The organism is Arthrobacter sp. C2 (assembly GCA_024207135.1).
GTDB lineage: Bacteria > Actinomycetota > Actinomycetes > Actinomycetales > Micrococcaceae > Paeniglutamicibacter.
In genome coordinates this window covers 4011946-4037229 of sequence record CP042428.1, presented here as the reverse complement: position 1 = coordinate 4037229, position 25284 = coordinate 4011946, and the positions used below count along the sequence as shown (strand labels likewise).

At 65.7% G+C, this 25284-nt stretch carries 18 protein-coding genes; 5 read left to right on the top strand and 13 right to left on the bottom strand.

Annotation, left to right across the window (positions count from 1 at the left end):
• Positions 1-22: 22 nt before the first annotated feature.
• From FPY90_RS18510 to FPY90_RS18480, 7 genes are all read right to left on the bottom strand, one after another.
• The gene (locus tag FPY90_RS18510; RefSeq protein ID WP_498682676.1) at positions 23-1579 is read right to left on the bottom strand and encodes an ABC transporter ATP-binding protein; all 1557 of its coding nucleotides are present in this window, start codon (positions 1577-1579) and stop codon (positions 23-25) included.
• A gap of 202 nt (positions 1580-1781) precedes the next feature.
• A complete protein-coding gene (locus FPY90_RS18505; RefSeq protein ID WP_498682674.1) occupies positions 1782-2876 on the bottom strand; it encodes a BMP family lipoprotein in 1095 nt (364 codons plus the stop codon).
• A 273-nt stretch (positions 2877-3149) separates the two neighbouring features.
• Positions 3150-4355 (bottom strand): amidohydrolase, encoded by a 1206-nt coding sequence (locus FPY90_RS18500; protein ID WP_498682672.1) that lies wholly within the window; start codon positions 4353-4355, stop codon positions 3150-3152.
• Between the two features lie 178 nt (positions 4356-4533).
• Entirely contained in the window at positions 4534-6138 is a 1605-nt protein-coding gene (locus FPY90_RS18495) for a GMC family oxidoreductase (RefSeq protein WP_498682671.1), read from the bottom strand.
• A 2-nt stretch (positions 6139-6140) separates the two neighbouring features.
• The gene (locus tag FPY90_RS18490; protein WP_498682670.1) at positions 6141-7697 is read right to left on the bottom strand and encodes an aldehyde dehydrogenase family protein; all 1557 of its coding nucleotides are present in this window, start codon (positions 7695-7697) and stop codon (positions 6141-6143) included.
• Complete coding sequence (gene betT, locus FPY90_RS18485) at positions 7694-9889, bottom strand: choline BCCT transporter BetT (protein WP_498682669.1); 2196 nt, start codon at positions 9887-9889, stop codon at positions 7694-7696. The genes FPY90_RS18490 and betT overlap by 4 nt, the downstream gene beginning before the upstream one ends.
• Before the next feature lie 249 nt (positions 9890-10138).
• A complete protein-coding gene (locus FPY90_RS18480) occupies positions 10139-11251 on the bottom strand; it encodes a mannose-1-phosphate guanylyltransferase (protein WP_498682667.1) in 1113 nt (370 codons plus the stop codon).
• Between the two features lie 311 nt (positions 11252-11562).
• Between FPY90_RS18480 and sdhC the strand changes: the two genes are divergently transcribed.
• From sdhC to FPY90_RS18460, 4 genes are read left to right on the top strand one after another with little or no spacing between them, the layout of a single operon-like run.
• Positions 11563-11898, top strand: a complete 336-nt coding sequence (sdhC, locus tag FPY90_RS18475; protein WP_071215905.1) for a succinate dehydrogenase, cytochrome b556 subunit — start codon at positions 11563-11565, stop codon at positions 11896-11898.
• Between the two features lie 3 nt (positions 11899-11901).
• Positions 11902-12348: a succinate dehydrogenase hydrophobic membrane anchor subunit gene (locus FPY90_RS18470; RefSeq protein WP_071215906.1), complete on the top strand. Its 447-nt coding sequence runs from the start codon at positions 11902-11904 to the stop codon at positions 12346-12348.
• A gap of 53 nt (positions 12349-12401) precedes the next feature.
• Positions 12402-14189 (top strand): succinate dehydrogenase flavoprotein subunit, encoded by a 1788-nt coding sequence (sdhA, locus tag FPY90_RS18465; protein ID WP_071215907.1) that lies wholly within the window; start codon positions 12402-12404, stop codon positions 14187-14189.
• Positions 14189-14971 carry a succinate dehydrogenase iron-sulfur subunit gene (locus FPY90_RS18460; protein WP_071215908.1) on the top strand — a complete coding sequence of 261 codons (783 nt, stop codon included), beginning with the start codon at positions 14189-14191 and terminating at the stop codon, positions 14969-14971. The genes sdhA and FPY90_RS18460 overlap by 1 nt, the downstream gene beginning before the upstream one ends.
• A 234-nt stretch (positions 14972-15205) precedes the next feature.
• Here FPY90_RS18460 and FPY90_RS18455 read toward each other — a convergent pair whose 3' ends face one another.
• From FPY90_RS18455 to FPY90_RS18435, 5 genes are all read right to left on the bottom strand, one after another.
• A complete protein-coding gene (locus FPY90_RS18455; protein WP_498682665.1) occupies positions 15206-16330 on the bottom strand; it encodes a YihY/virulence factor BrkB family protein in 1125 nt (374 codons plus the stop codon).
• 10 nt (positions 16331-16340) lie between these two features.
• A complete protein-coding gene (locus FPY90_RS18450) occupies positions 16341-16898 on the bottom strand; it encodes a 2'-5' RNA ligase family protein (protein ID WP_498682663.1) in 558 nt (185 codons plus the stop codon).
• A gap of 2 nt (positions 16899-16900) precedes the next feature.
• Positions 16901-17938 (bottom strand): tryptophan--tRNA ligase, encoded by a 1038-nt coding sequence (trpS, locus tag FPY90_RS18445; RefSeq protein WP_498682661.1) that lies wholly within the window; start codon positions 17936-17938, stop codon positions 16901-16903.
• A 16-nt stretch (positions 17939-17954) separates the two neighbouring features.
• Complete coding sequence (locus FPY90_RS18440; protein ID WP_175475513.1) at positions 17955-18800, bottom strand: exodeoxyribonuclease III; 846 nt, start codon at positions 18798-18800, stop codon at positions 17955-17957.
• A gap of 83 nt (positions 18801-18883) precedes the next feature.
• Positions 18884-19408, bottom strand: coding sequence for a hypothetical protein (locus FPY90_RS18435; protein ID WP_071215910.1), 525 nt, complete (start codon positions 19406-19408; stop codon positions 18884-18886).
• A gap of 285 nt (positions 19409-19693) precedes the next feature.
• On the opposite strand from FPY90_RS18435, the gene FPY90_RS18430 reads away from it, so the two are divergent.
• Positions 19694-24208: a DUF4082 domain-containing protein gene (locus tag FPY90_RS18430; RefSeq protein WP_498682660.1), complete on the top strand. Its 4515-nt coding sequence runs from the start codon at positions 19694-19696 to the stop codon at positions 24206-24208.
• A gap of 55 nt (positions 24209-24263) precedes the next feature.
• On the opposite strand, the gene FPY90_RS18425 is transcribed toward FPY90_RS18430, so the two are convergent.
• Complete coding sequence (locus tag FPY90_RS18425) at positions 24264-25280, bottom strand: TolB-like translocation protein (protein WP_498682658.1); 1017 nt, start codon at positions 25278-25280, stop codon at positions 24264-24266.
• Between the last annotated feature and the right edge of the window lie 4 nt (positions 25281-25284).

Sequence of the window (25284 nt, the reverse complement as noted above, 5' to 3'; positions counted from 1 at the left end):
CCGGGGGAAAGTTCGCTCTGGCTCACGCGAAGTCTCCTTCCATGTCGTCGGGGTTGTCCTGGTGGGAGCTTTCGGCCTCGCTCGGCGAGACGCCGGCCATCATCAGGCCAAGCACGTCGCGCGGGGTGTCGGCACCCACGATGCCGATCAGCCGGCCCTTGTAGAGCACCGCGATGCGGTCCGCCAGCTGCATGACCTCGTCGAGTTCGGTGGACACGATCATCACCGGGGTGCCGCCGTCGCGTTCATCCACGATGCGCCGGTGCAGGAACTCGATGGAGCCCACGTCCACGCCGCGGGTGGGCTGCGAGGCGATGAACAGGCGCAGCGGGCGGGAAAGCTCGCGGGCCATCACGACCTTTTGCTGGTTGCCGCCCGAAAGGGAGGAGGCGAGGTTTTCGGCCGAAGGGGTGCGCACGTCGAATTCCGCGACCCGGGACTCGGCGTTCTTCCTGACCTCGGCCGGGCGCATGGAGATGCCCTTGGCGAACGGCGCCTTGTCGTAGAGGTCAAGGACGAGGTTTTCGGCGATGGTGAATTCCGGGACGAGCCCGTCGACGGTGCGGTCCTCGGGCACGAACCCGATCCCGGAGCCGAGGACCTGCTTGACGCTGCGGCCCAGCAGTTCCTTGCCCTCGAGGGTGATCGAGCCGGTGACCCGGTCCTGAATGCCCAGGATCGCCTCGGTGAGCTCGGTCTGCCCGTTGCCCTGGACCCCGGCGATGGCCAGGATCTCGCCGCGGTGGATCTCGAAGCTCAAGTCGTCCACCACGCGTTGGCCGGTGGAGGAGATGACAGAAAGGTTCTTGACCTTGAAGGTCGCCTCGCCGGGGTTCGCCGGTTCCTTGTCCATGGTGAGCTTGACCTCGCGGCCAACCATCATGGAGGCCAGCTCGGTGGTCTCCGCCTCGGGCGGGGCGTCCCCCACGACGCGTCCGCGGCGGATCACGGTGATGACGTCGGAGACGGCCTTGACCTCGCGCAGCTTGTGGGAGATGAAGACGATGGAGGTTCCGTTGGACTTGAGCTGGCGCATGATGTCCAGCAGTTCGTCGGTTTCCTGCGGGGTGAGCACGGCGGTGGGCTCGTCGAGGATCAGCACCTCGGCGTTGCGCACCAGGGCCTTGATGATTTCCACGCGCTGTTGCACGCCCACCGGAAGGTCCTCGACAATGGCGTCGGGGTCGACGTCGAAACCGTACTTGTCGGAAATTTCCCGGATCTTCTTCCGGGTGACCTCGAGGTCGAGGATGCCGCCGGCCTTGGTGGCTTCGGCGCCCAGGGCGACGTTTTCGGCCACGGTGAAGACCGGGACCAGCATGAAGTGCTGGTGCACCATGCCGATGCCTGCGGCCATGGCGTCGCCGGGACCGCGGAAGACCACGGGCTTGCCGTCGACGAGGATGCGTCCGGCCGTGGGTTCGTAGAGGCCGTAGAGCACGTTCATCAGCGTTGACTTGCCGGCTCCGTTTTCGCCGAGCAGGCAGTGGATCTGGCCTTCTTCGACGACGAGGTCGATGTCCTCATTGGCGTAGAACGATCCAAACGCCTTTGAGATTCCTTGGAGTTCGAGTTTCACGACACCACCATTCTTGGTTGTCAGATACCGGTTCGCCGCCCTGGCGGGCGTTGAACCGTTGTGCCCGAGCCGGCTGGTTCCCAGACTATGCAGGCCAAAGGCGCACCGCCAGCCCCGCGCCCCGGTCCCTTGGAAGGAGTCGGGGCGCCGGGCCGGCAGCGCGCCGGTTGGTGCCTGGTCCGCGGACCCGCCGAAGCGGGTGCTAGGACTTGGGGCTGGAGTCGGATTCGACCTTGATCGAGCCGTCGATGATCCCGGCCTTCAGGGCCTCGAGCTCGGCCTTGGTCTCGGCGGAGACCTTCGAGTCGAAGTCGTGGAACGGTGCCAGGGCGACACCGGTGTTTTCCAGCGTTCCCACGTAGGCGGTGGCGTCGAACTTGCCGTCCTTGTCCTCGGTGACAACCTTGTCGACAGCGGTGTCCATGGTCTTGATGACCGAGGTCAGCATGATGTCCTTGTAGTCCGGGGCGGTGAGGAAGCCGTCGGAGTCGACCCACACCAGTGCGGCGGACTTGCCTGCGGCGTTGGCTGCCTTGACGGCTGCGCCGGCACCCTTGCCGACCGGTCCGGCCACGGGCATGATGACGTCCGCGCCCTGGTCCAGGAAGTTCTTGGTGACCTGCTTGCCCTTGTCCTGCTTCTCGAAGTCGCCGGTGAAGGTGCCGTCCTGCTTGGCCTTGTCCCAGCCCAGCAGCTTGACGTCCTTGTTCTTGTCGGTGTTGTACTTGTCCACGCCGTCGGCGAAGCCGTCCATGAAGATGGTAACGGTCGGGATCTTGATGCCTCCGAAGGTGGCGACGGTGCCGGTCTTCGACTGGGCTGCCGCGGTGTAGCCGGCCAGGTAGGCTGCCTGGGCCGTGTCGTAGATGATCGGCTTGACGTTGGCGATCGGCTTGTCGTACGCGAAGTCGACGATCGCGAAGTGCTTGTCCGGGTTGGCGGCGGCGGCGGCCTTGGTGGCGTCGCCGAGCAGGAAGCCCACGGTGACGGTCAGGTTGCAGTCCGCTGCCATCATGCCGTTGAGGTTGGTGGCGAAGTCGGAGTTCGCCTTGGACTCGGCGCTCTTGGGGGTGAATCCAAGTTCCTTGCCGGCGTTGGTCAGGCCGCGGTAGGAGGATTCGTTGAAGGACTGGTCATCGAATCCGCCGGAGTCGGACACGATGCACGCCAGGTAGTCGGAGGCGCCGGCCGAGCCGCTCGGGCTGGCCTCGGGGGCCGCGCCGCAGCCGGAAAGAACGAGTGCAGAAATGCCGAGCATGGCTGCGGCCATGCCGGTCTTGCGCGAGATGGTGCGCATGAGGGTTTCCTCCATTGAGTTACGAGCTACAAGTACCGTGGCCTCGAAACCCCCAGGAAGTCCTGTCGATTCCGTGCCCGCGATTAAGGGGTGCACTGCCGCTAGCCACCTGTGGTGCCAGCATGAAACCGGGGACCCAAGCACCCGCTGGGCATCGCTTGCGCGGTGCCGCGGAGATTCGGAAGTGTCGGCTTCACATCCACATAGCCTAACTTGTAAAACGCTTGACGCGGGAAGGAAAATGTTACAACCAGATAACTCTGCGCGTGTCGGCTAGTCGTCCTCGCCGGCCCTGAGTTGGGCAATGGCCCGGATGGCAGCGGCGGCCATGACCGTCACGCCGACCTCGATGGCCGATTCGTCGGGGATGTAGTCCCCGCGGTGCAGGTCGTAGTCCTCGCCGCCGGGGGTGCGGGTGCCCAGGCGCATCATGGCCCCGGGGACCTTGTTGGTCATCCAGGCGAAATCCTCCCCGCCCATGGATTGCGGGGTCAGCACGATCGCGCCCGAGCCGATTTCGGCGCGGGCCGAGTCCTCGATGAGGTCGGTTTCCTCTTCGGTGTTGATCACCGGGGGCACTCCGCGGATGTGCTCGAGCTTGACCTCGACCCCGTAGGGGCTGGCGACCTGGCGGACGACCTCGTCGAGCAGGTCCCCGGCGCCCTTCCAGGCCTCGCCGTCCAGGCAGCGCATGGTGCCGGCCAGGTAGCCGGTGGCCGGGATCGCGTTCGGTGCGCTGCCGGCGTGGATCTGGCCCCAGACCACCGAGACCGCCGAGCGCACGTCGATGCGCCGTCCCAGCACGGCCGGGACGTTGGTGGCGATCTGGCTCATCGCGAAGACCAGGTCCTCGGTCAGGTGCGGGCGGGAGGTGTGCCCGCCGCGGCCGACCAGCTCGATCTTGATGGTGTCGCTCGCGCTGGTGATGGCCCCGATGCGGGTGCCGATCTTCCCGGCGTCGATGCGCGGTTCGCAGTGCAGGGCCAGGATGCGCGGGACCTCGTCCAGCACGCCCGCGGCAATCACGGCCAGGGCTCCCCCGGGCATTTTTTCCTCGGCGGGCTGGAAGATCACCCGGATGCGTGCGCCCAGCGGGGATTCGTCGTCGATGGCCTTGAGCACCTTGGCGACCCCGAGCATCACGGTGGTGTGGATGTCGTGTCCGCAGGAGTGCGCGACCCCGTCCACGACCGAGGCGTAGTCCAGGCCGGTCTCTTCCAGGATCGGCAGCGCGTCGATGTCGGCGCGCAGCCCCAGGGCGATCGGGCCCTGCCCGATATCGACATAGGCGCCGGTCTCTTCCAGGGCGACCGGCTCCAGGCCGGCGTCGCGCAGCCGGTTCAGGATGCGTTCGGTGGTCTGGTATTCCACGAACGAGAGCTCCGGGTTGGCATGGACCTCGCGGCGGAATGCCACCAGCTCGCCAACCAGGGGCTTGACCCATGGCTTGACGGAGGGCAATTTCAGGTCTTGATTCATACTCGTGCGCACCTGACCGACAATACGCGTTGGGACCTGCCCTTGGGCAGTCCGCTTCCATTTGTTGCCTTGGACATCTTGGGGATCCTCCTTTCTTGACAAAGGCCAAGGGGCCCGGTGCCGGCGGCGCGCCTTCAATGCGCACCGCCGGCACCGGGCCCCATCTCAAAGGATCTGGCTAGGCGTTTTCCTTGATCAGTTCGGCGCAGCGTTCGCCGATCATCATCACCGTGATGTTCGGGTTCACCGTCACCAGTGCCGGCATCACCGACGCATCGGCCACGCGCAGCCCACTCACGCCCTTGACCCGCAGCTGCGGATCCAGCGGGGACATCTGGTCGGTTTCCGCGCCCATGCGCACCGACCCGGCCGGGTGGTACACGGTGTTGTGGGTGCGGGTGATGTAGTCGGCGATCTGCTCGTCGGACTGCACCTCAGCCCCCGGATACAGCTCCACGCCTGCCCATGCGGCCATGGCCGGCTGGGCGATGATCTTGCGGGCCTTGCGGATCCCGGCGACCATCACCTTCATGTCGTGGCCCTGCGCATCAGTGAAGTAGCGCGGGTCGACCTTGGGCTTGTCGCGGAAGTCGCGGCTGCGCAGCCGCACCGTGCCGCGGGACTTGGCCCGGGTCACGTTGGGGGTCAGGCAGAAGGCGTTATCCGAGGTCGGGTAGCCCTGGCGCAGGGTGTGCATGTCGAAGGGCACCGAGCCGTAGTGCATCATCAAATCGGGGCGGTCCAGGCCCGCCACGGTGTGGGTGAAGATCCCAATCTCCCACCACTGGGTGGATTCGGTGACCATGGGCTTCTTGGCTTCCCACTGGATCACGCCCTCGGGGTGGTCCTGCAGGTTCGAGCCCACGCCCGGGGAGTCGGCCAGCACCTCGATGCCGTGCTCGGCCAGATGCTGCGCCGGACCGATGCCCGAGAGCATCAGCAGCTTGGGCGTGTCGATCGCACCGGCCGAGACGACGACCTCGCGGCGGGCGCTCAGCTGTGTGGTGCGCCCGAAGGCACCCTCGACCACATCGACGCCGATGCAAGCTTTGGCCTCGTTGAAGCGCAGCTTGCTGGCCTGCAGCCCGGTGAGCAGCGTGAAGTTCTTCCGCTGCGCGATCGGGTGGATGTAGGAGACCGAGGAGGAGGACCTGGTTCCGTCTTCCAACCTGTTGATCTGGAAGAAGTTCGCCCCGTTGAGCACCGTCTGATTGTTGTTGAACGTGGCCCGCGGGATCCCGGCCTGTTCGCAGGCATCGAGCACCGCGACGCCGCAGGGGTCGTTCGGGGGCACGTTCATCAGCCTCACCGGGCCGGCATCCCCGTGGTGCGGGGCCTCCGGGCCGGCGTTCTCGTTGGTTTCCAGCTGCTTGTAGAGCCGGAAGCCCATCTCGGCGTTCCAGCCGGTAGCCCCGTGCTCGTTCTCCCAGGCGTCCAGGTCCTGGGCCGGGGCCCAGAACGCGATGCAGGAATTGTGGCTCGAGCACCCGCCCATGACCTTGGCCCGCGAGTGGCGCATGAACGAGTTGCCGTTTTCCTGCTCCTCGATCGGGTAGTCCCAGTCGTAGCCGGATTCGAGCAGTTCCATCCAGCGGTCCAGCTGCAAGACCTCGTCGATGCCCCGGTCATCCGGTCCGGCCTCGATCAGCGCGACCGTGACGGACGGGTCCTCCGAGAGCCGGGCCGCGACCGCGGCCCCGGCGGAGCCGCCGCCGACGACGAGGTAGTCGAATGCGGTCTGGGGGGTTGGTGCGTTCTCGGTGCCCACGTTCAGGTTCTCCATCCCTAGCTGTCCTTGTCCTGTGCCTGTGCCTGGTCCTCGAACCAGCCGGTGACCTGCGGGTCGAGGTTCTGGTAGATGTGCTTGGCTTCCTGGTACTCGGCCAGGCCCGTAGGACCCAGCTCGCGGCCCACCCCGGATTGGCCGAAGCCGCCCCATTCGGCCTGCGGCAGGTAGGGGTGGAAGTCGTTGATCCACACGGTGCCGTGGCGCAGCGCCCCGGCCACGCGCTGGGCGCGCCCGGCGTCCCGGGTCCATACGGCCCCGGCCAGCCCGTAGTCGGTGTCGTTGCCGATGGCCACGGCCTGGGCCTCGGTGCGGAAGGTTTCCACCGTCAGCGTCGGGCCGAAGGCCTCCTCCCGGGCCACCGACATGCTCCCGGCGACCCGATCCAGGATCGTGGGCAGGTAGAAGTGCCCGGATTCCAGGTCCTTGCCGTCCTGGTTGGTGGCCTTCCGGCCGCCGCAGCGCAGGCGTGCGCCCTCGGCGATGCCGGCCTGCACGTAGGCGTCGACCTTGGCCAGGTGCTCGGCGGAGATCAGCGGACCGGTCTCCGCGTTCTGGTCAAACGGTCCGCCCAGGCGGATCAGCCGGGCGCGGCGGACCAGTTCGTCGACGAAGGCCTCGGCGATGGATTCCTCCACCACCAGCCGGGCACCGGCGGAACAGACCTGCCCGGAGTGCACGAAGGCGCCGTTCAGGGCATTGTCCACCGCGGCGTCGAAGTCGGCGTCGGCGAAGATCACGTTGGGGTTCTTGCCGCCCAGTTCCAGGGCGACCTTTTTCACGGTGCCGGCCGCCGCGGCGGCGATGACCCGCCCGGTGGCCAGTCCCCCGGTGAAGGAGACCATGTCCACGTCGCGGTGCGCGGACAGGGCCGGGCCGACCGCGGACCCGGCGCCGGTGACCAGGTTCGCCACCCCGTCGGGCAGGCCCAGTTCCTGCAGGACGTCCATCATCAAGATGGCCGTGGAGGGGGTCAGCTCGGCGGGCTTGAGGATGAAGGAGCAACCGGCGGCCAGGGCCGGGGCGATCTTCCAGGCGGCCTGCAGCAGCGGGTAGTTCCACGGGGTGATCATGGAGACCACGCCGACCGGTTCGTAGACGATCCGCGAGACCACGTTGGCGTCCCCGGCGTCGACGACCCGGCCCGGTTCCTGGCCGGAGAGCTTGCCGAAGTAGCTGAAGCTCGCGGCGATGTCCTGGATGTCTAGGCGTGCCTCGTACATGCGCTTGCCGGTGTCCAGGGCCTCGGCGCGGGCGAATTCCTCCTGGCGCTCCAGCAGCCGGGCGGCGACCCTCAGCAGGAAGTCCCCGCGCTGGGGGGCCGGGACCGAGGTCCACACCCCGGAGTCGAAGGAGGCCCGGGCCGCGGCGATGGCGCGTTCGGAGTCGGCGCCGGTTCCCTCGGAGACCGTGGCGACGTGCTCGCCGGTGCCCGGGCAGGTGATCTCCCGGGTGCCGCCGTCCGCGGCCGGGGCCCAGGCCCCGTTGATGTAGATGGTGGTGCCCGGGCCGAACCCGTTGGCGCCCGCTGTTGGATCGTTGATGGCCTGGCTCATGCGTTTTCCTCTTCCTTCTCCGCGCCCGCAACGGGCCCGGTCTTGATCATGGGAATCATCCCGGTGTCGAAGTCGCTGTCCCAGTCGGTCTTGGGCAGCGTGGTCTCGGCGATCTGGCTCAGACCGTCGGTGTTGGCCTGCGCACGCAGGAAGGACATGTGCACCTCGTACTGGTCCAGCACGTCGGAAATGATCTGCTCGCGGGTGCAGCCCATGAGGTCGTACCCGTGGGAGCCCTCCTGGGAGAAGACCTCCATGCGGTAGTACTTCTCCCCCGTGGAGGAGTCCCGTGCATAGGAGGGCACGTTGAGCGCGACCGGATACACCTGGTACTTGAAGGGACGCTCGGTCCCGTGCGGGACCACCAGGTCCACGGACTTGATGCCCAACTGGCCCACCGGGGCGACGTGCAGTTCCCCGACGACCCCGGAGCTGGCGAACTCGTTGTTCACTTCCTCCAGTGCCGGGGTCACGATCTCCTCCATGAAGCGCTGGGCCGCACGCTGGCCGGGGTAGGCCAGGGTGCGGGCCAGGCGTTGGCGCCAGCCGCGCCGGTGGTCGATCCCGGTCGATCCGGTGCGCGAACCCAGCACGGTGTGCAGGGTGTTCTTGTAGCTTCCGGCCAGCGCGCGCTCGACGCGCAGCGCCTTGTAGAGCCCCAGCATGATGAAGACCAGCACCACCGAGAATGGCAGGCCCATGATCACCGTGGCGTTCTGCAGCGTGGGCACCCCGCCGACCAGCAGCATCGCCAGGGTCAGCAGGCCGGTGGCCACCGACCAGAAGACACGCACCCACTTGGGGCCGTCGGATTCGGCGTCCTTGAGGTGCGAGGTGAAGTTGGCCATGACCAGGGCGCCGGAGTCGGCGCTGGTGACGTAGAAGAGCAGCCCGGTGAAGGTGGCGACGGCCGCGACCAGCGGGACCGCCGGGTATTGCTCGAGCAGCGAGTAGAAGGCACGCTCGGGCTGGTTCATGGCGACGTCCCCGAACGCATCGTTGCCGTTCATCACCAGGTCCAGGGCGCTGTTGCCGAAGATGGAGATCCACAGCAGGATGAACGCGAACGGGACCACCAGCACTCCGGTGACGAACTGGCGGATGGTGCGGCCGCGGGAGATGCGGGCCAGGAAGAGGCCGACGAACGGCGCCCAGGCGATCCACCAGGCCCAGAAGAACAGGGTCCAGCCGTTGAGCCATGCGTCGGGGCGGTCGTAGGCCATGGTGTCCAGGGCCATGCCTGGGAAGCGCGAGAGCGTGTCCCCGATGTTCAGGATGATCCCGTCAAGCAGGAAGCGGGTCTTGCCGGCGAAGAGCACGAAGAGCATCAGGGCGACGCACAGGATCACGTTGAGTTCCGAGAGCCGGCGGATGCCCTTTTCCACGCCGGTGAGCACCGAGACGGTGGCCATGACCACGGCGATGACGATCAGGGCGATCTGCACCGAGGTGCCCTCGGGGATGCCGAACATGAAGTTCAGGCCGAAGTTCAGTTGGGCCACCCCGATGCCCAGCGAGGTGGCGATGCCGAAGATGGTGCCGAGCACCGCGGCGATGTCCACGCCGTGGCCCAATGGGCCGTGGATGCGCTTGCCCAGGATCGGATAGAGCGCCGAGCGGATCGACAGCGGCAGGTTGTGGCGGTAGGCGAAGTAGCCCAGGGCCAGGCCGATCAGGGCGTAGAGCCCCCAGCCGAGGATGCCGTAGTGGAACAGGGTCCAGGCCAGTGCCTGCCGGGCGGCTTCCACGCTGGAGCCCTCGCCGGTGGGCGGCGCCAGGAACTGGGCGACGGGTTCGGAGACCGAGAAGAACATCAGGTCTATGCCGATCCCGGCGGCGAACAGCATGGCCGTCCAGGTGAAGAGGTTGAACGTGGGGCGGGAGTGGTCCGGGCCCAGCCGGGTCTTGCCGACCTTGGAGACCGCGATGGAGATGACGAATACCAGGACCATCACCACGACCATCGAATACCACCAGCCGAAGGTCGCCCCGACCCAGCCGACCACCGCGGTGATCACGGCGTGGGCGCCGGCCTGGTCAAGCATCGCCCAGAGGGTGAAGGCCAGGATCGCGGCGGCGGAACCGAAGAACACGACCTTGTTGATGCGGTTGGGCCCCGCGTCGGGCGGGATTGCACTTTCCGTGTTGTTTATGGGTATAGCCGGGTCATCTGAATACTTGACGGCACTCATGATTCGAGAGCCTAGCAATGACTTGTGCGCGTGCAGCCGCCCGGGCGCGTCTACCATACACCTGCGGGTGAGATTCCCCACAGCCGGTGATCATCGTTGGGCATCGTGGCAACACCCGGCATTCCGGGGAATTTCGGGCACAAAAATGCCCCGCCGGGACCTGCCGGAAACCGCTTCGCTTTCGCGTTCGGTTCCCGGCGTGTCCCTGTGGGCGGGGCATCGAAGTCCCGGCGGCTGCCGGGGCAAGAACTACAGGACGTCCACGACGCCCTCTTCCTTGAGCTTTTCCACGGTGGCCTTTACCGACTGCGCATGCTCCTTGGTGGTGACCAGCAGCGCGTCGGGGGTGTCGACAACAACCACGTCGTGGATTCCGATCAGGGCGATCACGCGCTTGGAGTCGGTGACCACCACGCCGGTGGCGTTGTCCGAGTACACGCGCGGGTTGCTACCCACCACGGTGACGCCGGTCTTTTCACTGGCGGGGTTCAGCCGACCAATGGCTGCGAAGTCCCCCACGTCGTCCCAGTTGAAGACGCCGGGGATCACTGCCACGTCGCCGGCGGCCGCGGCAGGCTCGGCCACGGCGTAGTCGATGGCGGTCTTGGGAAGGGTCGGCCAGATGCGGTTGATGGTATCCACCCGGTCCCCGGTTTCCCAGGCCTGGGCGATCTCCATCAGGCCCGCGTAGAGCACCGGTTCGCTGCGCTGCAGGTGCTTGAGCATCAGGGCCACCGGCGCGACGAACATGCCGGCGTTCCAGAGGTAGCCGCCGTCGGCCAGGTAGCGGCGGGCCGTGTCCTCGTTCGGCTTCTCCACGAACTCGACTACGTCGCGCGCCGTGGGTGCTCCGGAGACCTGGAGCTTTTCCCCGGCCCGGATGTACCCGAAGCCGGTGGAGGGCGTGGTGGGTCGGATGCCGATGGTGACGATCTTGCCGGTGGCAGCCGTGTGGATGGCCTCGCGGACCGATTCCTGGAAGACCTCGACCGGGACGATGACCTGGTCGGCGGCGAAGGAACCCATGATGGTCTCGGGATTGCGCAAGTAGAGGATGGCGGCGGCCAGGCCGATGGCGGCCGCCGAATCCTTCGGGTCCGGTTCCAGGACCAGGTTCAGGTCGCTGATTTCCGGGAGTTGGGCCAGCACCGCCGCGCGGTGGGCGCGCCCGGTGACCACCATGATGTTCTCACCGGCCAGCGGGATGAGCCGCTCATAGGTGGCGCGAATCAGGGTCGATCCGGAGCCGGTCAGGTCGTGGAGGAATTTCGGGGCCGCGGCACGCGAGAGCGGCCAGAGTCGGGTGCCGACACCACCGGCGGGGATGACCCCGTGGAATCGTGCCAAGAGTTCAGCGTTCATCCGACTAAGGCTAGTTGATGAACCCGAAGATTGCGGTGTTGGCCGATTATGAAATAGGGCATTGGAACCTATTGTATTTCGCGCATTTCCCGGATGTTTAGCCGATCCACCCTTTCATCCGGTGAGCCTACTCACACGGCACACGGAAAGAATGGGCACGCCCGTCCAAGGTGGTCTAAGATCGGGCAAGGAACGCTCGCACTAAGGCGTCAATTTATTGTGTGGAAGATACACATGCGCCCTTGTGAGTCATGGAGGTTAATTCAGTGTCGAAGGCTTCGTCAGGCACCCTCTACCGCGGCCATGAAGGCATGTGGTCTTGGGTAGGGCATCGCGTAACAGGTGTCGTTATTTTCTTATTCCTTTTGGTCCACGTGCTCGACACGTCGCTGGTCCGGGTTTCCCCCGGCGCCTATGACGCGGTCATGTCCACCTACAAGAACCCGCTGATGGCACTGGGCGAAACCGCTCTGGTCGCCGCCATCGTCTTCCACGCATTCAATGGCCTGCGCCTGATCCTGGTGGACTTCTGGAAGTCGGGAACCAAGTACCACCGCCAGATGCTTTGGGGCGTTTTGGCACTGTGGGTCATCACCATGGTGGCATTCTCGATTCGCCACCTGTCTATCGCCTTTGGAGGTCACTAACCCATGTCGGCAGATATCGCTGCACCCCGCAGCCAACGGCTCGACCCGAAGTATGTCCGCGCGCGCAAGTCCCGCGGCAGCTTTGAAATGATCGCATGGCTCTTCATGCGCCTGTCCGGCGTCGCGCTGATCGTGCTGATCTTCGGGCACCTCTTCGCCAACCTGATGCTCGGCGAAGGCATCACGGGCATCGACTTCGGCTTCGTCGCCGGCAAGTGGGCCGACCCGGTCTGGATGTTCTGGGACCTGGCAATGCTCTGGCTTGCCATGCTGCACGGCACCAACGGCGTGCGCACCATCATCAACGACTACGCCGAGAAGCCCGCCACCCGCGTGTGGCTCAAGGGCATCCTCTACGTCGCGACCATCGTCATTGTCGTCCTGGGCACCCTGGTGATCTTCACCTTCGATCCGTGCATCCCCGGCAGCACCCTTTCGGTCTGCCAGTAATCTTCGGTTCCCGTTCACCGAAGTAGAGAATTCAAGAAAAGAGAGCATCAGGTATGCAGGTACACAAGTACGACGTCGTGATCGTCGGAGCTGGCGGCGCAGGCATGCGCGCGGCCATCGAATCCGGCCAGCGCGCACGTACGGCCGTTCTCACCAAGCTTTACCCGACCCGTTCGCACACCGGTGCAGCGCAGGGTGGCATGTGTGCAGCACTGGCCAACGTAGAAGAAGACAACTGGGAATGGCACACCTTTGACACGGTCAAGGGCGGGGACTACCTCGTTGACCAGGATGCGGCGGAGGTCATGGCCAAGGAGGCCATCGACGCCGTGCTCGACCTGGAAAAGATGGGCCTGCCGTTCAACCGCACGCCCGAGGGCAAGATCGACCAGCGTCGCTTCGGCGGCCACACCCGCGACCACGGCAAGGCCGCCGTGCGCCGCGCCTGCTATGCAGCGGACCGCACCGGCCACATGATCCTGCAGACGCTGTACCAAAACTGCGTCAAGCACAACGTCGAGTTCTACAACGAGTACTACGTCCTGGACATGCTCATGGTTGAGGAGGATGCCTTCCGCGAGGACGGCACCGCCTACAAGCAGAAGCGCGTTGCAGGCGTGGTTTCCTACGACCTGGCCACCGGCGAACTCCACGTCTTCCAGGCCAAGTCCGTGATCTTCGCAACCGGCGGCGCCGGCAAGGTCTTCAAGACCACCTCCAACGCCCACACCCTGACCGGTGACGGCATGGGCATCGCGTTCCGCAAGGGCATCCCGCTGGAGGACATGGAATTCGTGCAGTTCCACCCGACCGGCCTGGCCGGCCTGGGCATCCTGCTCTCCGAAGCCGCCCGCGGCGAAGGCGCCATCCTGCGCAACTCCGAGGGCGAGCGCTTCATGGAGCGCTACGCCCCGACCATCAAGGACCTCGCACCGCGTGACATCGTCGCCCGGTCGATGGCCAACGAGGTGCGCGAGGGCCGCGGCTGCGGCCCGAACAAGGACTACGTGCTGCTCGACCTGACGCACCTGGAGCCGGCGCACATCGACGCCAAGCTCCCGGACATCACCGAGTTCGCCCGCACCTACCTGGGTGTGGAGCCGTACACCGATCCGGTGCCGGTCTTCCCGACCGCGCACTACGTCATGGGCGGCATCCCGACCAACATCGACGCCGAGGTCCTCCAGGACAACGACACCGTGATTCCGGGCCTCTTTGCCGCCGGCGAGGTTGCCTGCGTCTCGGTGCACGGCTCCAACCGCCTGGGCACCAACTCGCTGCTGGACATCAACGTGTTCGGCAAGCGCGCCGGCATCTCCGCAGCCAAGTACGCCCTGGGCGCCGAGTTCGTCGAGCTTCCCGAGGATCCGGAGAAGTTCACCACGGACCAGATCGATGCCATGATCAACTCCACCGGAACCGAGCGCGTCGCAGTGCTGCGCAAGGAACTGCAGGACATCATGGACGCCAACGTCCAGGTGTTCCGTGACAAGGACTCGCTGAACCGGGCACTCGAGGTCATCGAGGAACTGCGCGAGCGCTACAAGAACGTATCGGTCCAGGACAAGGGCAAGCGTTTCAACCTTGATCTGCTTGAGGCCATCGAGCTTGGCTTCCTGCTGGACATGGCCGAGGTCATGACCGCAGCCGCCATGCACCGCAAGGAATCCCGCGGCGGTCACTACCGCGAGGACTTCCCGAACCGCGACGACGAGAACTTCATGAAGCACTCGATGTCGTACCGCGATGCAACGGCCACCACCGAGGGCATTCCCGGCATCCGCATGGAAACCAAGCCCGTTATCTTCACCCGTTACCAGCCGATGGAGCGTAAGTACTAATGAGCACGGAACTTCCGGAACCAGCATCGAAGATTGAGCTGAAGCCAGGTGTTGGCGGCGGCGGAGAAATTCCGCAGTTCAACATCACCTTGCGCGTTCGCCGGTACCTGCCGGAGACCACCGCGGACGCCTACTGGGAAGACTTTGAGTTGACCATGTACGGCACCGACCGCGTGCTGGACGCCCTGCACAAGGTCAAGTGGGACCACGACGGTTCGCTTTCCTTCCGCCGTTCCTGCGCCCACGGCGTGTGCGGCTCCGATGCCATGCGCATCAACGGCCGCAACCGCCTGGCCTGCAAGACCCTGCTCAAGGACCTGGACCACTCCAAGCCGATCACCGTTGAAGCCATCAAGGGCCTGCCCCTTGAAAAGGACCTCATCGTCGACATGGAACCGTTCTTCCAGTCCTACCGCGAGATCATGCCGTTCCTCATCAACAAGGGCCACGAGCCCGCTGCGGAGCGCTACCAGTCGGCAGAGGACCACGCCAAGTTCGAGGACACCACCAAGTGCATCCTCTGCGCCGCGTGCACCTCTTCCTGCCCGGTCTTCTGGACCGATGGCCAGTACTTCGGCCCGGCGGCCATCGTGAACGCACACCGCTTCATCTTCGACTCGCGCGACGATGCAGGGGACATGCGCCTCGAGGTCCTGAACGACAAGGAAGGCGTGTGGCGCTGCCGCACCACCTTCAACTGCACCGAAGCATGCCCGCGTGGCATCCAAGTGACCAAGGCCATCGCCGAGGTCAAGCAGGCCATCCTGGCCCGCTCCATCTAGTTTCCAGCTAGACCTGTTGTGGTCCGGTTTCCCTTCGGGGAAGCCGGACCACAGTGCTTTAAGGGCCTCTTTGCGGCCTGGCAGCTTCCGGTGGCCCGCTTCCAAGAGGGTTGGGGATGGGGCCAAGGATCAAGGAAGCACGGGATGGGCTTGGTTGGGCTGGCCGAGGAAGCCATCCACGCGGTCCGCAGGGAACGCGGGCGCCTTTCGGCCCAGGTGGTGGAGCGTCGCGCGTCAGGCGGTTCTGGCCAGCATCCGCTGGATGTCCGCGGAGCGCACCGCGACGATGGACGCCGCCAGCAGGTACACGTTGCTGAGGAGGTTGAACCAGAGGAACAGTCCCAGGATCACCGCGAAGGGCGCCAGCAGCGCGTTGTTGGTCAGCGAGGCCAACAGCATGGCCGAGAGGAAGCGCAGGATCGTCGCTCCGGCCCCTGCCAGCAGCACGCCGGCCCGCAATCCCCCGTCAATGATCTTGGCCCGCGAGGCCACGCGCAGCAGCACCCAGGCCGTGGCGCAGTCCAGGGCGAACATGGCCACGACAAAGCCCACCCGGGTCAGCGCATTGGTCCACCAGCCATTGAGGTTCAGCACCCCGGCCACGGTCTCGATCATGGAGGATGAGGCAATGGCCAAGGCGCTGGAGGCGACCAGGGCTATGGCCAGCACGACCAGCAGCAGCGCGTCGCGCAGCTTGGAGAGCACCGGGTTGGACCGGTCCCGCTTCAGGCCCAGGATCGTGCGGATGCCCTCGCGCAGCCCGGCCAGCCAGCCCAGCGCGGTGAAGACCAGTGCTACCAAGGAGATGGCCAGGGTCAGTCCGTAGCTGTGGAAACCCAACAGCTGGTCCGGCGTGGCCAGTCCCCCGTGCCCGGTGTCGATAAGCCCCGGGGTGGTGGCGGCGACCATGTCGATCACCCCGTCGCGCAGCACCGGGTTGTCGGAGGCAAACAGGCTCAGCAGGGTGAAACCGGCCACGAGCATCGCGGCGATGGAGAAGAACATCCGGTAGGCGCCGCCGGCGGCCAGCAGCGGGCCGCGGCGCCGCACATACAGGTTCCACACCCGCATGGGGTAGTTGCTGTAGAACATGGCGGTGAGCAGGATGCAGAAGGCCTTGAAGCGCAGCCAGGGCGTGCCGGTGGCACGCGCCACGTAGAGTTCCTGGGCCTTCAGCCGGATATGGGCACGCAGCGCGCGCGGATCCAGCGGCGAGGGCGGGGCATTGACGGGTGCGCCGACAAAGCGGCGGGCCACCACTCCGGGCGCGCGGGTTCCGCGTTCCTCGGCCACGGGATCGTAGCCGGCGGGTCCGGGGTCGGCAGGCTCGACGTCGTCGGTGGCGTCCCAGGCCGGCACGCGACCGATCTCAGCCCGTCGGCCCGCCAAGTCCCAGCTCCTCGCGCAGCGACCAAGCCCCGGTGTCGTCAACGCCAAATAGGCCGATGCTGTGAACCATGAATTCCATGGACTCGCCCTTGAGTTCTTCCTGGGCCAGGTCCATGGCGTCGTCGTCGACCTCGTGCGCGATGGTCAGGTGCGGGTGGTAGCCGTAGCTCAGCTCGTGCAGCAGCGGACCGGCGACCAGTGCGTCGTGCAGTTGCCCGCAGGCCTCGGCCCCCTCGAGCACGTTCAGGAACACGACCGGGGAGATGGGCCGGAAGGTGCCGGTGCCGCGCAGGGAAACCTTGAAGGCGGGGCACCGGGCGGCGACCGTGCGCACGTGTTCCACGGCGGTTTTCCAGTTGGTGGTGGAGCCGGAGACCAGGGTGATGTGCGGGGCCACGGCCGCGGCCGCTTCCCCGCCGTAGCGCCGGCGCCATCCGCGCAGCGAGGCCTCAAGCGGGGAAGGGACCTGGATGACGACCCCCAGTGCCGTCGCTTGCGCGACGCCACTTTCGGCCCTCTCCCCCGCTTCGGCAGCCATTGCTAGCGGATCCCGCCCACGGGGGCCATGAAGCCGACGCGCTCGTAGACATCGGCCAGGGTCTTCGAGGCGACCTCGCGGGCCTTGTAGGCACCGGCGGCCAGGATCGAATCCAGTTCCGCCGGGTCCTCGAGCAGCTCAAGGGTCCGGGTGCGCACCGGGGTCAGCGCCTCGACCACGGCGTCGGCCACCGCCACCTTCAGGTGGCCGTACATCTTGCCCTCGAACTCGTTGACCAGGGCCGGGATCGGGGTCCCGGAGACGGCCGAGAGGATCTCCAGCAGGTTGGTCACCCCCGGCTTGTTGGCGCGGTCGTGGGCGATGACGGTGTCGGCATCGGTGACGGCGGACTTGATCCGCTTGGCCACCAGTTTGGGCTCGTCCAGGACGTTGATCAGGCCGTTGGGGCTGGAAGCCGACTTGGACATCTTGGAGGTCGGGTTCTGCAGGTCGTAGATCCGCGCCCCCTCCTTCTGGATGAAGGCCTCCGGCACCACGAAGGTCTCGCCGAAGCGGTGGTTGAAGCGGGTGGCCAGGTCGCGGGCCAGCTCCACGTGCTGGCGCTGGTCGTCACCGACCGGGACGCCCTGCGGCTGGTAGAGCAGGATGTCCGCGGCCATCAGCACGGGGTAGGTGAACAGGCCGACCGAGGAAACATCCGCGCCGCCCTTGGAGCTCTTGTCCTTGAACTGGGTCATCCGGCTGGCCTCGCCGAAGCCGGTGATGCAGTTGAACACCCAGGCCAGCTGCGCATGCTCGGGAACCTGGGACTGGACGAAGAGCGTTGACTTCGCCAGGTCGATGCCCCCGGCGATGTACTGCGCGGCGGTGACGCGGGTGCGTTTGCGCAGCTCGGCCGGGTCCTGCGGCACCGTGATGGCGTGCATGTCCGGGATGAAGAAGAACGCCTCGTAGTCGTCCTGGGCCTTGACCCAGTTGACCAGCGCGCCGAGGTAGTTGCCCAGGTGCAGGGAATCGGCCGAGGGCTGCATGCCCGACAGGACGCGCGGACGGGTGGAAGTGGCGAGTGCTTCGCTCATGGAATGAAGGAGTCCTTTAGAACTGGTAGTCGACGACCAGCGGTGCGTGGTCGGAGAAGCGCAAATCGTAGGCCGAGGCGCGGTCCACGTGGGACTTGACGGCCTTCGCCGTGAGGTCCGGGGTGGCCATGTGGTAGTCGATGCGCCACCCGGCGTCGTTGTCGAATGCCTGCCCGCGGAAGGACCACCAGGTGTAGGGGCCCTGTGCGTCGGGGCCGGCCAGCTCCCGGGCCACGTCCTTGTAGCCGATCTCGGCGCCAAAGAAGCCGTCGAAGTAGGCGATCTCCTCGTCCATGACACCGGCGCGCTTGTTGTGGTTAGGCTTCCAGTTCTTGATGTCCTTCTCGGTGTGCACGACGTTCAAGTCGCCCACCACCAGCACATGGTCCTTTTCGCTTTTCAGCTCGACCAGGCGCACATTCATGCGCTGAAGGAAACGGTATTTGTCTTCCTGCTTCTGGGTGTTCAGCTCGCCGGAATGCACGTAGGCGGAGACCACGCACAGCGTGCTGCCGTCCGCCATGGTGAAGTCCGCTTCCACCCAGCGCCCGGATTCGGCGAAGTATTCCTCGCCGATGTGCCCGCGCACGGCGGTCGGCTCGGCGCGCGAAAGCACCGCGACCCCGGCGCGGCCCTTGTCCTTGGCCTCGGCGTGCAGGATGTGCCAGCCCTCGCCGACCAGCTCGCGCACGATCGCATCCGGCGCGCGCACCTCCTGCAGGCAGAGGATGTCGGTGTCGCGGGCGTCGATCCAGTCGGCCATGTTGCGCTTGTAGGCGGCACGGATGCCGTTGACGTTCACCGAAGCGACGCGCAGCGCGTTCTCGGACTTGGCCAGGATCTCTTCTGAGGTAGGTATCACGCCATCCACCTTATCGATATTTGTTCAAGGGATCGCCCCGGCACCGCCGGGGGTGTCGCCCTGCCGCGGGCGCCAGGGAAAAGCTAGTCGATGACCTCGCCGGTCATGGGCTCCCCGCGGCCGGAGGGCTTCATCATGTCGCGGGCGTTGGAGGCCGTGATTTCGATGGTTTCCAGGGCGCGATCAACCATGCCCTTGGCGTCCTCGCCGGACTGGGGACGGTACTCGTTCACGACACCGACCTGCACCTGGATGATCTTGAAGGAATGGTCAAGCTTCAGGTCGCGGTTCCGGGTGGCCTCGTCCATGACCACGGCGCCGGCGGAGGGGCTCGGCTGGTTGCGTGCCGCCGCGGCCGCGGTGGCGGCCTTGAGCTGGCTGGTCATCTTGGCCGCGCCGCGCTTGAGCCCGAAGACCAGGAATGCCGACAGCAACAGCCAACCGAGCGAGATCACCACGACGATCCAGCCAATGACATCGTTCTGGTTGGCCGCAAAGACGACTGCCACCAGGAAGATCGTGACCATGACGGCCAACGAGAGGGTTGAGGCATTGATGGTGATTTTTTTGCCCTGTGCCGGGGCCGAGCTGCTACCAAGGGGTTCCATGCTCTTATTCTCTCAAACACGCAGGGGCAGGATCGAATCCGAGTATGAATTACGCTTGTTAGCTTAATCGGCAAACTCCTACACTCAAGCCAGATACGTGAGACTGGGGACGTAATGCGGCAAGACCGCATGCGCATAATTCTTGGGGTAAAGAAGATGGCATCGTCAATTGGATTTTTTCGGCCCATCCGTCGCATCTTTGCGGCTCCGAACCATCCACAGGGCAGTACACCGCCCCAAGCCCGAAAATCACGACGATACCTCGCCCTGGCCAGTGCACTGGCCATGGTCGCAGTCACTCTCACGGCTCCCAGCACGGTGGCGGCAGATCCCTGCGCGCCCGGGGCCAACAAGATTGTCTGCGAGAATTCGAAGCCGGGAACCGATCCGGCAATCTGGGACATCGATGGTGCCGGGGATGCCAACATCCAGGGATTCTCGACCGACATCAGCGTCAATGTGGGCTCGCGCATAAATTTCAAGATCGACACCAACGCCAGCGCCTACACCATCGATATCTATCGCACCGGCTGGTACCAGGGTCTGGGCGCACGCAAGATCGCTTCGGTGACCCCGAGCGCCTCGCTACCGCAGAACCAGCCAGCCTGCCGCAACGACGTGGCCACCGAACTGGTGGACTGCGGCAACTGGGCGGTTTCGGCCGGTTGGAATGTTCCGGCCGACGCCGTTTCCGGTGTCTATGTGGCCAAGCTCCACCGGGCCGATGTGGATGGTTCAAGCCACATCACCTTCATTGTCCGTGACGACTCGAGCCACTCGGACATCCTGTTCCAGACTTCGGACCCGACCTGGCAGGCATACAACACCTACGGCGGCTCCGACTTCTACCAGGGCGCGGCGAACGGTCGCGCCTACAAGATCAGCTACAACCGCCCGGTCACCACGCGGGACGGCGTCCAGGAGCGAGACTTCTACTTCGGCAACGAGTACCCCATGGTGCGTTTCCTGGAGCGTAACGGTTACGACGTGAGCTACTTCAGCGGGGTCGACACCGACCGCCGCGGCAACCTGCTGACCAACCACAAGGTCGCACTCTCCGTGGGCCATGACGAGTATTGGTCCGGCAAGCAGTGGGAGAATTTCCAAAAAGCACGCGACGCCGGCGTGAACCTGCAATTCCTCTCGGGCAACGAAGCCTACTGGCGCACCCGTTATGAGGCCTCGGCCACCGATGGCACCGCCTACCGCACCTTGGTCAGCTACAAGGAGACCTGGTCCAACGCCAAGATCGACCCGAGCGCCGAATGGACCGGAACGTTCCGCGATCCGCGCTTCGCTTCCCCGGCCAACGGCGCCGGCGTTCCCGAGAACGCTTTGACCGGAACCATGTACTACGTGAACTTCAGCGACCTGGCCGTGACGGTCAACAGCCAGGAAGGCAAATCGCGTCTCTGGCGAAACACCGCCCTAACGTCCCTGGCCTCCGGCACCAAACGGGTATTGGCCCCGCACACAGTGGGCTATGAATCGGATGAGTCCCCGGACAACGGATTCAGGCCGGCCGGACAGATCTTCCTATCCACCACGACCGGGGACGTGCCGCAATACCTGCAGGACTTCGGCAGCGTGGTCGAGGCCGGGACCACAACACACCACCTGAGCCTGTACAAGGCGGCCAGCGGCGCCCTGGTCTTCTCCGCAGGATCCATCCAATGGACCTGGGGCCTGGACCAGACCCACGACGGGGACGGCGCACCGGCCGACCCGATCATGCAACAGGCCCAGGTCAACCTGCTGGCCGACATGGGAGCCCAGCCCACCACATTGATGGGCACCTTGGCCGCGGCCGCGAAGTCCACCGACACCACCGCCCCGTCGGTGAACATCACTTCGGGTCCGCCCGCGTCCCCGGTCAACGGAAAGAAGTACACGGTGACCGGTACGGCCGCGGATGCAGGCGGCGGGGTCGTTGCCGGCGTGGAGTTCTCCACCGACGGCGGGGCCCATTGGCACCTGGCCCAGGGCACCACCAACTGGACGTTCAGCTATGTCCAGCAAGGCATCAAGGACGAGCAGTTGCTCGTGCGCGGCATTGACGACAGCGCCAACTACCCGCAAACCGCCACGGTCGTGCCGTTGAATGTCACCGGCCCCTACAGCGTCTTTGGCGAGACCCTGCCCAAGACCCCGGATGCCGGGGACGGGGCGGCACTCGAACTGGGCCTGCGTTTCACACCGTCCGCGGACGGTTTTGTCACCGGCGTCCGTTTCTACAAGAGCTCAGCCAACACGGGCACCCACACCGGAACCCTCTGGTCGCTCTCCGGCCAAAAGCTCGCCACGGTCACGTTCACCGGTGAGACGGCCACCGGCTGGCAAACGGCCAAGTTCTCCTCGCCGGTCGAGGCCAACGCGGGCACCGAGTACATCGTTTCGTACTCCACCGCGGCCGGCCACTACGCGGCCGAGAACTACGCGTGGGCCTACACGGGCATCAACGCCGACCCGCTGCGCGTGGCCGGCGGATTCGGGGCCAACCCGGCCGGTGTCTATGACACCAACGGATCGATGCCCACCAGCAGCTACCAGCAGGGCAACTACTACGTGGACGCCCTCTTCGAGTCCCAGGACACCACGGCGTTGCGCGCCTACGACCAGACCCCGACCGACACCGCCAAGAGCGTGGCCCTCGGCACCCCGATCGCCGCGACCTTGTCCAAGGCCGTCACCTCCGGCTCCGTGGCCATCACGTTGAAGAACGCCGCGGGAACCGCGGTCCCGGGCTCCACCAGCTACGTAGCCGCCACGCGGCGGGCCACCTTCACACCCTCGGCTGCCCTGGCCAACGGCACCACCTACACCGCGACGATCTCGGCACAGGACGCCGGCGGCAATCCGGTCACCGGAGGGTCCAGCTGGACCTTCACCAGCGTCAAGGCCGATGCGGTGGCCGGGGACTGCCCATGCAGCCTCTACCAGGATTCGGTCACTCCCAGCACGGGCCTGATCAACGATGCGCAAACATTGACCCTGGGCATGCGCTTCTTCCCGACCGAGGCCGGGAAAATCACCGGGGTGAAGTACTACAAGGCCGCGGGCAACAACGGCCCGCACACCGGCAAGCTCTTCTCGCTCAACGGCTCGCTGCTGGCCAGCGTGCAGTTCGCCGAGGACAGCGCCTCCGGATGGCAGGTAGCGCAATTCTCCACCCCCGTCTCGGTGGCTGCCAACACCGAATACATGGTGGCCTACACGTCCACCGGAACCTACTCGGCAACCCCGGCCGGGCTTCAGGAGGCCAAGAGCTTCGGCCCGCTGCGAACCAATCCCGCGGCCGGCGCCTATGCCTATTCCTCCGGTTACCCGGACGTGTCGACCACCACCGATTACTTGGTGGATGTCGTGTACACCCAGGATGCGGCCCAGAACATCACGCTGCTCTCGCGATCCCCGATGCCCGGTGCCGCAGACGTCGATCCCGCAACCGCGGTGATCAGCTCGCTCAGCCAGGCCCCTGCCTCCGGCTACGTCTACACGCTGAGCAGCTCGGCAGGCAACGTGGCCGGTGCAGTGACGACGTCCAATGCCGGCAAGACCCTCACGTTCACACCCACGCAGCCGCTGGCTGCCGGGACGACGTATACGGTCGTGCTGCGCAACGTGGCCGCGGCAAACGGCGCAACCATGCCGGATGCCACCTGGTCGTTCAGCACGGCCCAGGCCAACGGCGCTGCCACCACCTTCCTCGGTTCGCTGTACCCCGCGGAACTCGATCCGCATGACGGCGGATCGGTCGAGCTGGGGCTGAAGCTGCGCGCATCCAAGGCCATCGACGTCAGTGCCATACGTTTCTTCAAGGGCCCGCAGAACACCGGCACCCACACCGGTTCGGTGTGGAACGAGAACGGGACGCGACTGGCCTCGGCGACCTTCACCAACGAGACAAGTTCCGGATGGCAGACCGTGCAATTCAGCAGCCCGGTGCGCATCGAGGCATCCCAGGCCTTCTACATCTCCTACTTTGCCCCCAATGGCGGCTATGCCTATACCTCCGGGGCGTTTGCCCAGCCACGCACGGTTGGACCACTCACCACCGAAGGCACCAACGGGCTGTACGGCTATGGCGTGGGAAATGTCGTCCCATCCAACACCTTCGGGGACACGAACTACTTCGTGGACCTGGTGTTCAGCGAGGTCGGGGCCGCAGTTCCAAGCCCAACTCCGACCCCGACGCCGACGGTGACTCCCACTCCGACACCGACGCCTACCCCAACTCCGACTCCAACCCCAACGCAGACTGTGACACCGACTCCAACTCCGACGCCGACTCCGACTCCGACTCCGACACCTTCTCCGTCACCGACAGCGACCCAGGTGAACCTGTTTGGTTCCACGCTTCCGTTGCTCTCGGACTCGCTGGACACCCGGTCGGTTGAGGTCGGGCTGCGGTTCAGCACCACGGTCCCGATCACGGCCCGCGGGGTGCGGTTCTTCAAGGAGCTCACCAACACCGGTACCCACACCGGGAGCATCTGGAGCAACAACGGGCAACGGCTCGGCACGGTGACATTCACGGGTGAAAGCAGCCGCGGATGGCAAAGCGCCACCTTCGCCACGCCGCTGGCCCTGCCCGCCGGAACCTACACGGTCTCCTACCTGGCACCCCGGGGGCATGTTTCCACCACGGCGCTGTTCTTCTCCAAGACGTTTACCGACGGGACCGTCACGGCCAACACCAGCAACGGCAGGTACCGCTACGGTTCGGGAGGCGTCATGCCCGCCTCCACCACGACGATGCGCAACAACTACTTCGTGGACCTGATCTACTCGCGGCCGTAGGAGCTTGGGGCCCTTACGGCGGCATCCGATAAGTGGTCGCCCTTCTTCCAGCTCCTCAGCGCTGGATGGAGGGCGACCACGCATGTTCAATGAACACCTTCGGGGTGGCTCCGGGAACCAGATCCAGGGAAAAGATGTCGGCATCCCCGGGCGTCTCTTCCCGCGGCTGGCCAAAGAGCAGCGTGTCGGCATCCAGCCATTCAAGCTGGTCGTCAAAACCCGACTCGAGCGGGTAGAGCGTCTCGGTCCTCTTGGCGATGTCCAGCACCGCGATGTCCCAATGCGCCGGGTCGGAATCCGCCCGGCGCTTCTTGTAGGCAATGCGCTTGCCATCCGGTGAGATCGAGGGGCATTCGGCGTTCTCTCCGATCGCGGTCAGGGTCTTGTCCCGTAGCGAGCCCTGCACCAACCAGGTCTGCTTGCCCGAGGCCGCCGTCGCATAGAAGGTCTGGGCGTCCTTGGCAAAGGTCACGCCCCAGACGTTCCGGTCCTCGGCGGTGAGCTTGGTCCCGCCAACGAGGATGTCGAAGTCCTGGAGGTTTCCGTAGTTGGTTCCCCCGGGCACGGCAATGACGGTCTCGGTGGAGAAGCCGACGAAGTCATAGGATTCGCCGGTGATGAAGGCGGTCACCCCGACCATGCCGGTGGGCGAGACCCGGGTGCGGCTGGGCTCCCCGGGCAGGGCTCTCTCGGCCAGCAGGTGTCCGCCGATGCTGTAGACGGTCGAATCGTAGCTGGTGCTCATGCCGCGCAAGGCGCTGAGGCACGAGAGCATCCCTCCGGTGCGGTACACCCGGTCGCAGGACAGCCCCGTGTCGGTTCGCGTCCCGTTGGGGCTGTCCAGCGGCGCCCAGGCGACCTTGCCATAGTCGTCGGTGGCTCGGGTGTCGCGGAAGACCACGGCACCCTCCAGCGGGATCTCGGCGATGCCCTCCGGGTTCTGCTGCACCGCGACCGCGGGGGCCTGGATTCGTTCCTGGAACCCCAGAAAAGAGTTCACCGCGAAGCCCGCTGCCACCAGGACGGCCACCAAGACCACGGCAGCAAGGAGGTACTGTCGTTTGGGTTTCACGTCG

Bases quoted from the DNA above. Each gene is read 5' to 3' on its own strand.
- FPY90_RS18495 (WP_498682671.1), bottom strand. From the start codon at position 6,138: ATGGAGAACCTGAACGTGGGCACCGAGAACGCACCAACCCCCCAGACC.
- FPY90_RS18435 (WP_071215910.1), bottom strand. From the start codon at position 19,408: ATGGAACCCCTTGGTAGCAGCTCGGCCCCGGCACAGGGCAAAAAAATC.
- FPY90_RS18470 (WP_071215906.1), top strand. From the start codon at position 11,902: ATGTCGGCAGATATCGCTGCACCCCGCAGCCAACGGCTCGACCCGAAG.
- FPY90_RS18480 (WP_498682667.1), bottom strand. From the start codon at position 11,251: ATGAACGCTGAACTCTTGGCACGATTCCACGGGGTCATCCCCGCCGGT.
- FPY90_RS18505 (WP_498682674.1), bottom strand. From the start codon at position 2,876: ATGCGCACCATCTCGCGCAAGACCGGCATGGCCGCAGCCATGCTCGGC.
- FPY90_RS18430 (WP_498682660.1), top strand. From the start codon at position 19,694: ATGGTCGCAGTCACTCTCACGGCTCCCAGCACGGTGGCGGCAGATCCC.
- trpS (WP_498682661.1), bottom strand. From the start codon at position 17,938: ATGAGCGAAGCACTCGCCACTTCCACCCGTCCGCGCGTCCTGTCGGGC.
- FPY90_RS18500 (WP_498682672.1), bottom strand. From the start codon at position 4,355: ATGAATCAAGACCTGAAATTGCCCTCCGTCAAGCCATGGGTCAAGCCC.
- FPY90_RS18450 (WP_498682663.1), bottom strand. From the start codon at position 16,898: ATGGCTGCCGAAGCGGGGGAGAGGGCCGAAAGTGGCGTCGCGCAAGCG.
- FPY90_RS18490 (WP_498682670.1), bottom strand. From the start codon at position 7,697: ATGAGCCAGGCCATCAACGATCCAACAGCGGGCGCCAACGGGTTCGGC.
- FPY90_RS18460 (WP_071215908.1), top strand. From the start codon at position 14,189: ATGAGCACGGAACTTCCGGAACCAGCATCGAAGATTGAGCTGAAGCCA.
- sdhA (WP_071215907.1), top strand. From the start codon at position 12,402: ATGCAGGTACACAAGTACGACGTCGTGATCGTCGGAGCTGGCGGCGCA.
- betT (WP_498682669.1), bottom strand. From the start codon at position 9,889: ATGAGTGCCGTCAAGTATTCAGATGACCCGGCTATACCCATAAACAAC.
- sdhC (WP_071215905.1), top strand. From the start codon at position 11,563: ATGTGGTCTTGGGTAGGGCATCGCGTAACAGGTGTCGTTATTTTCTTA.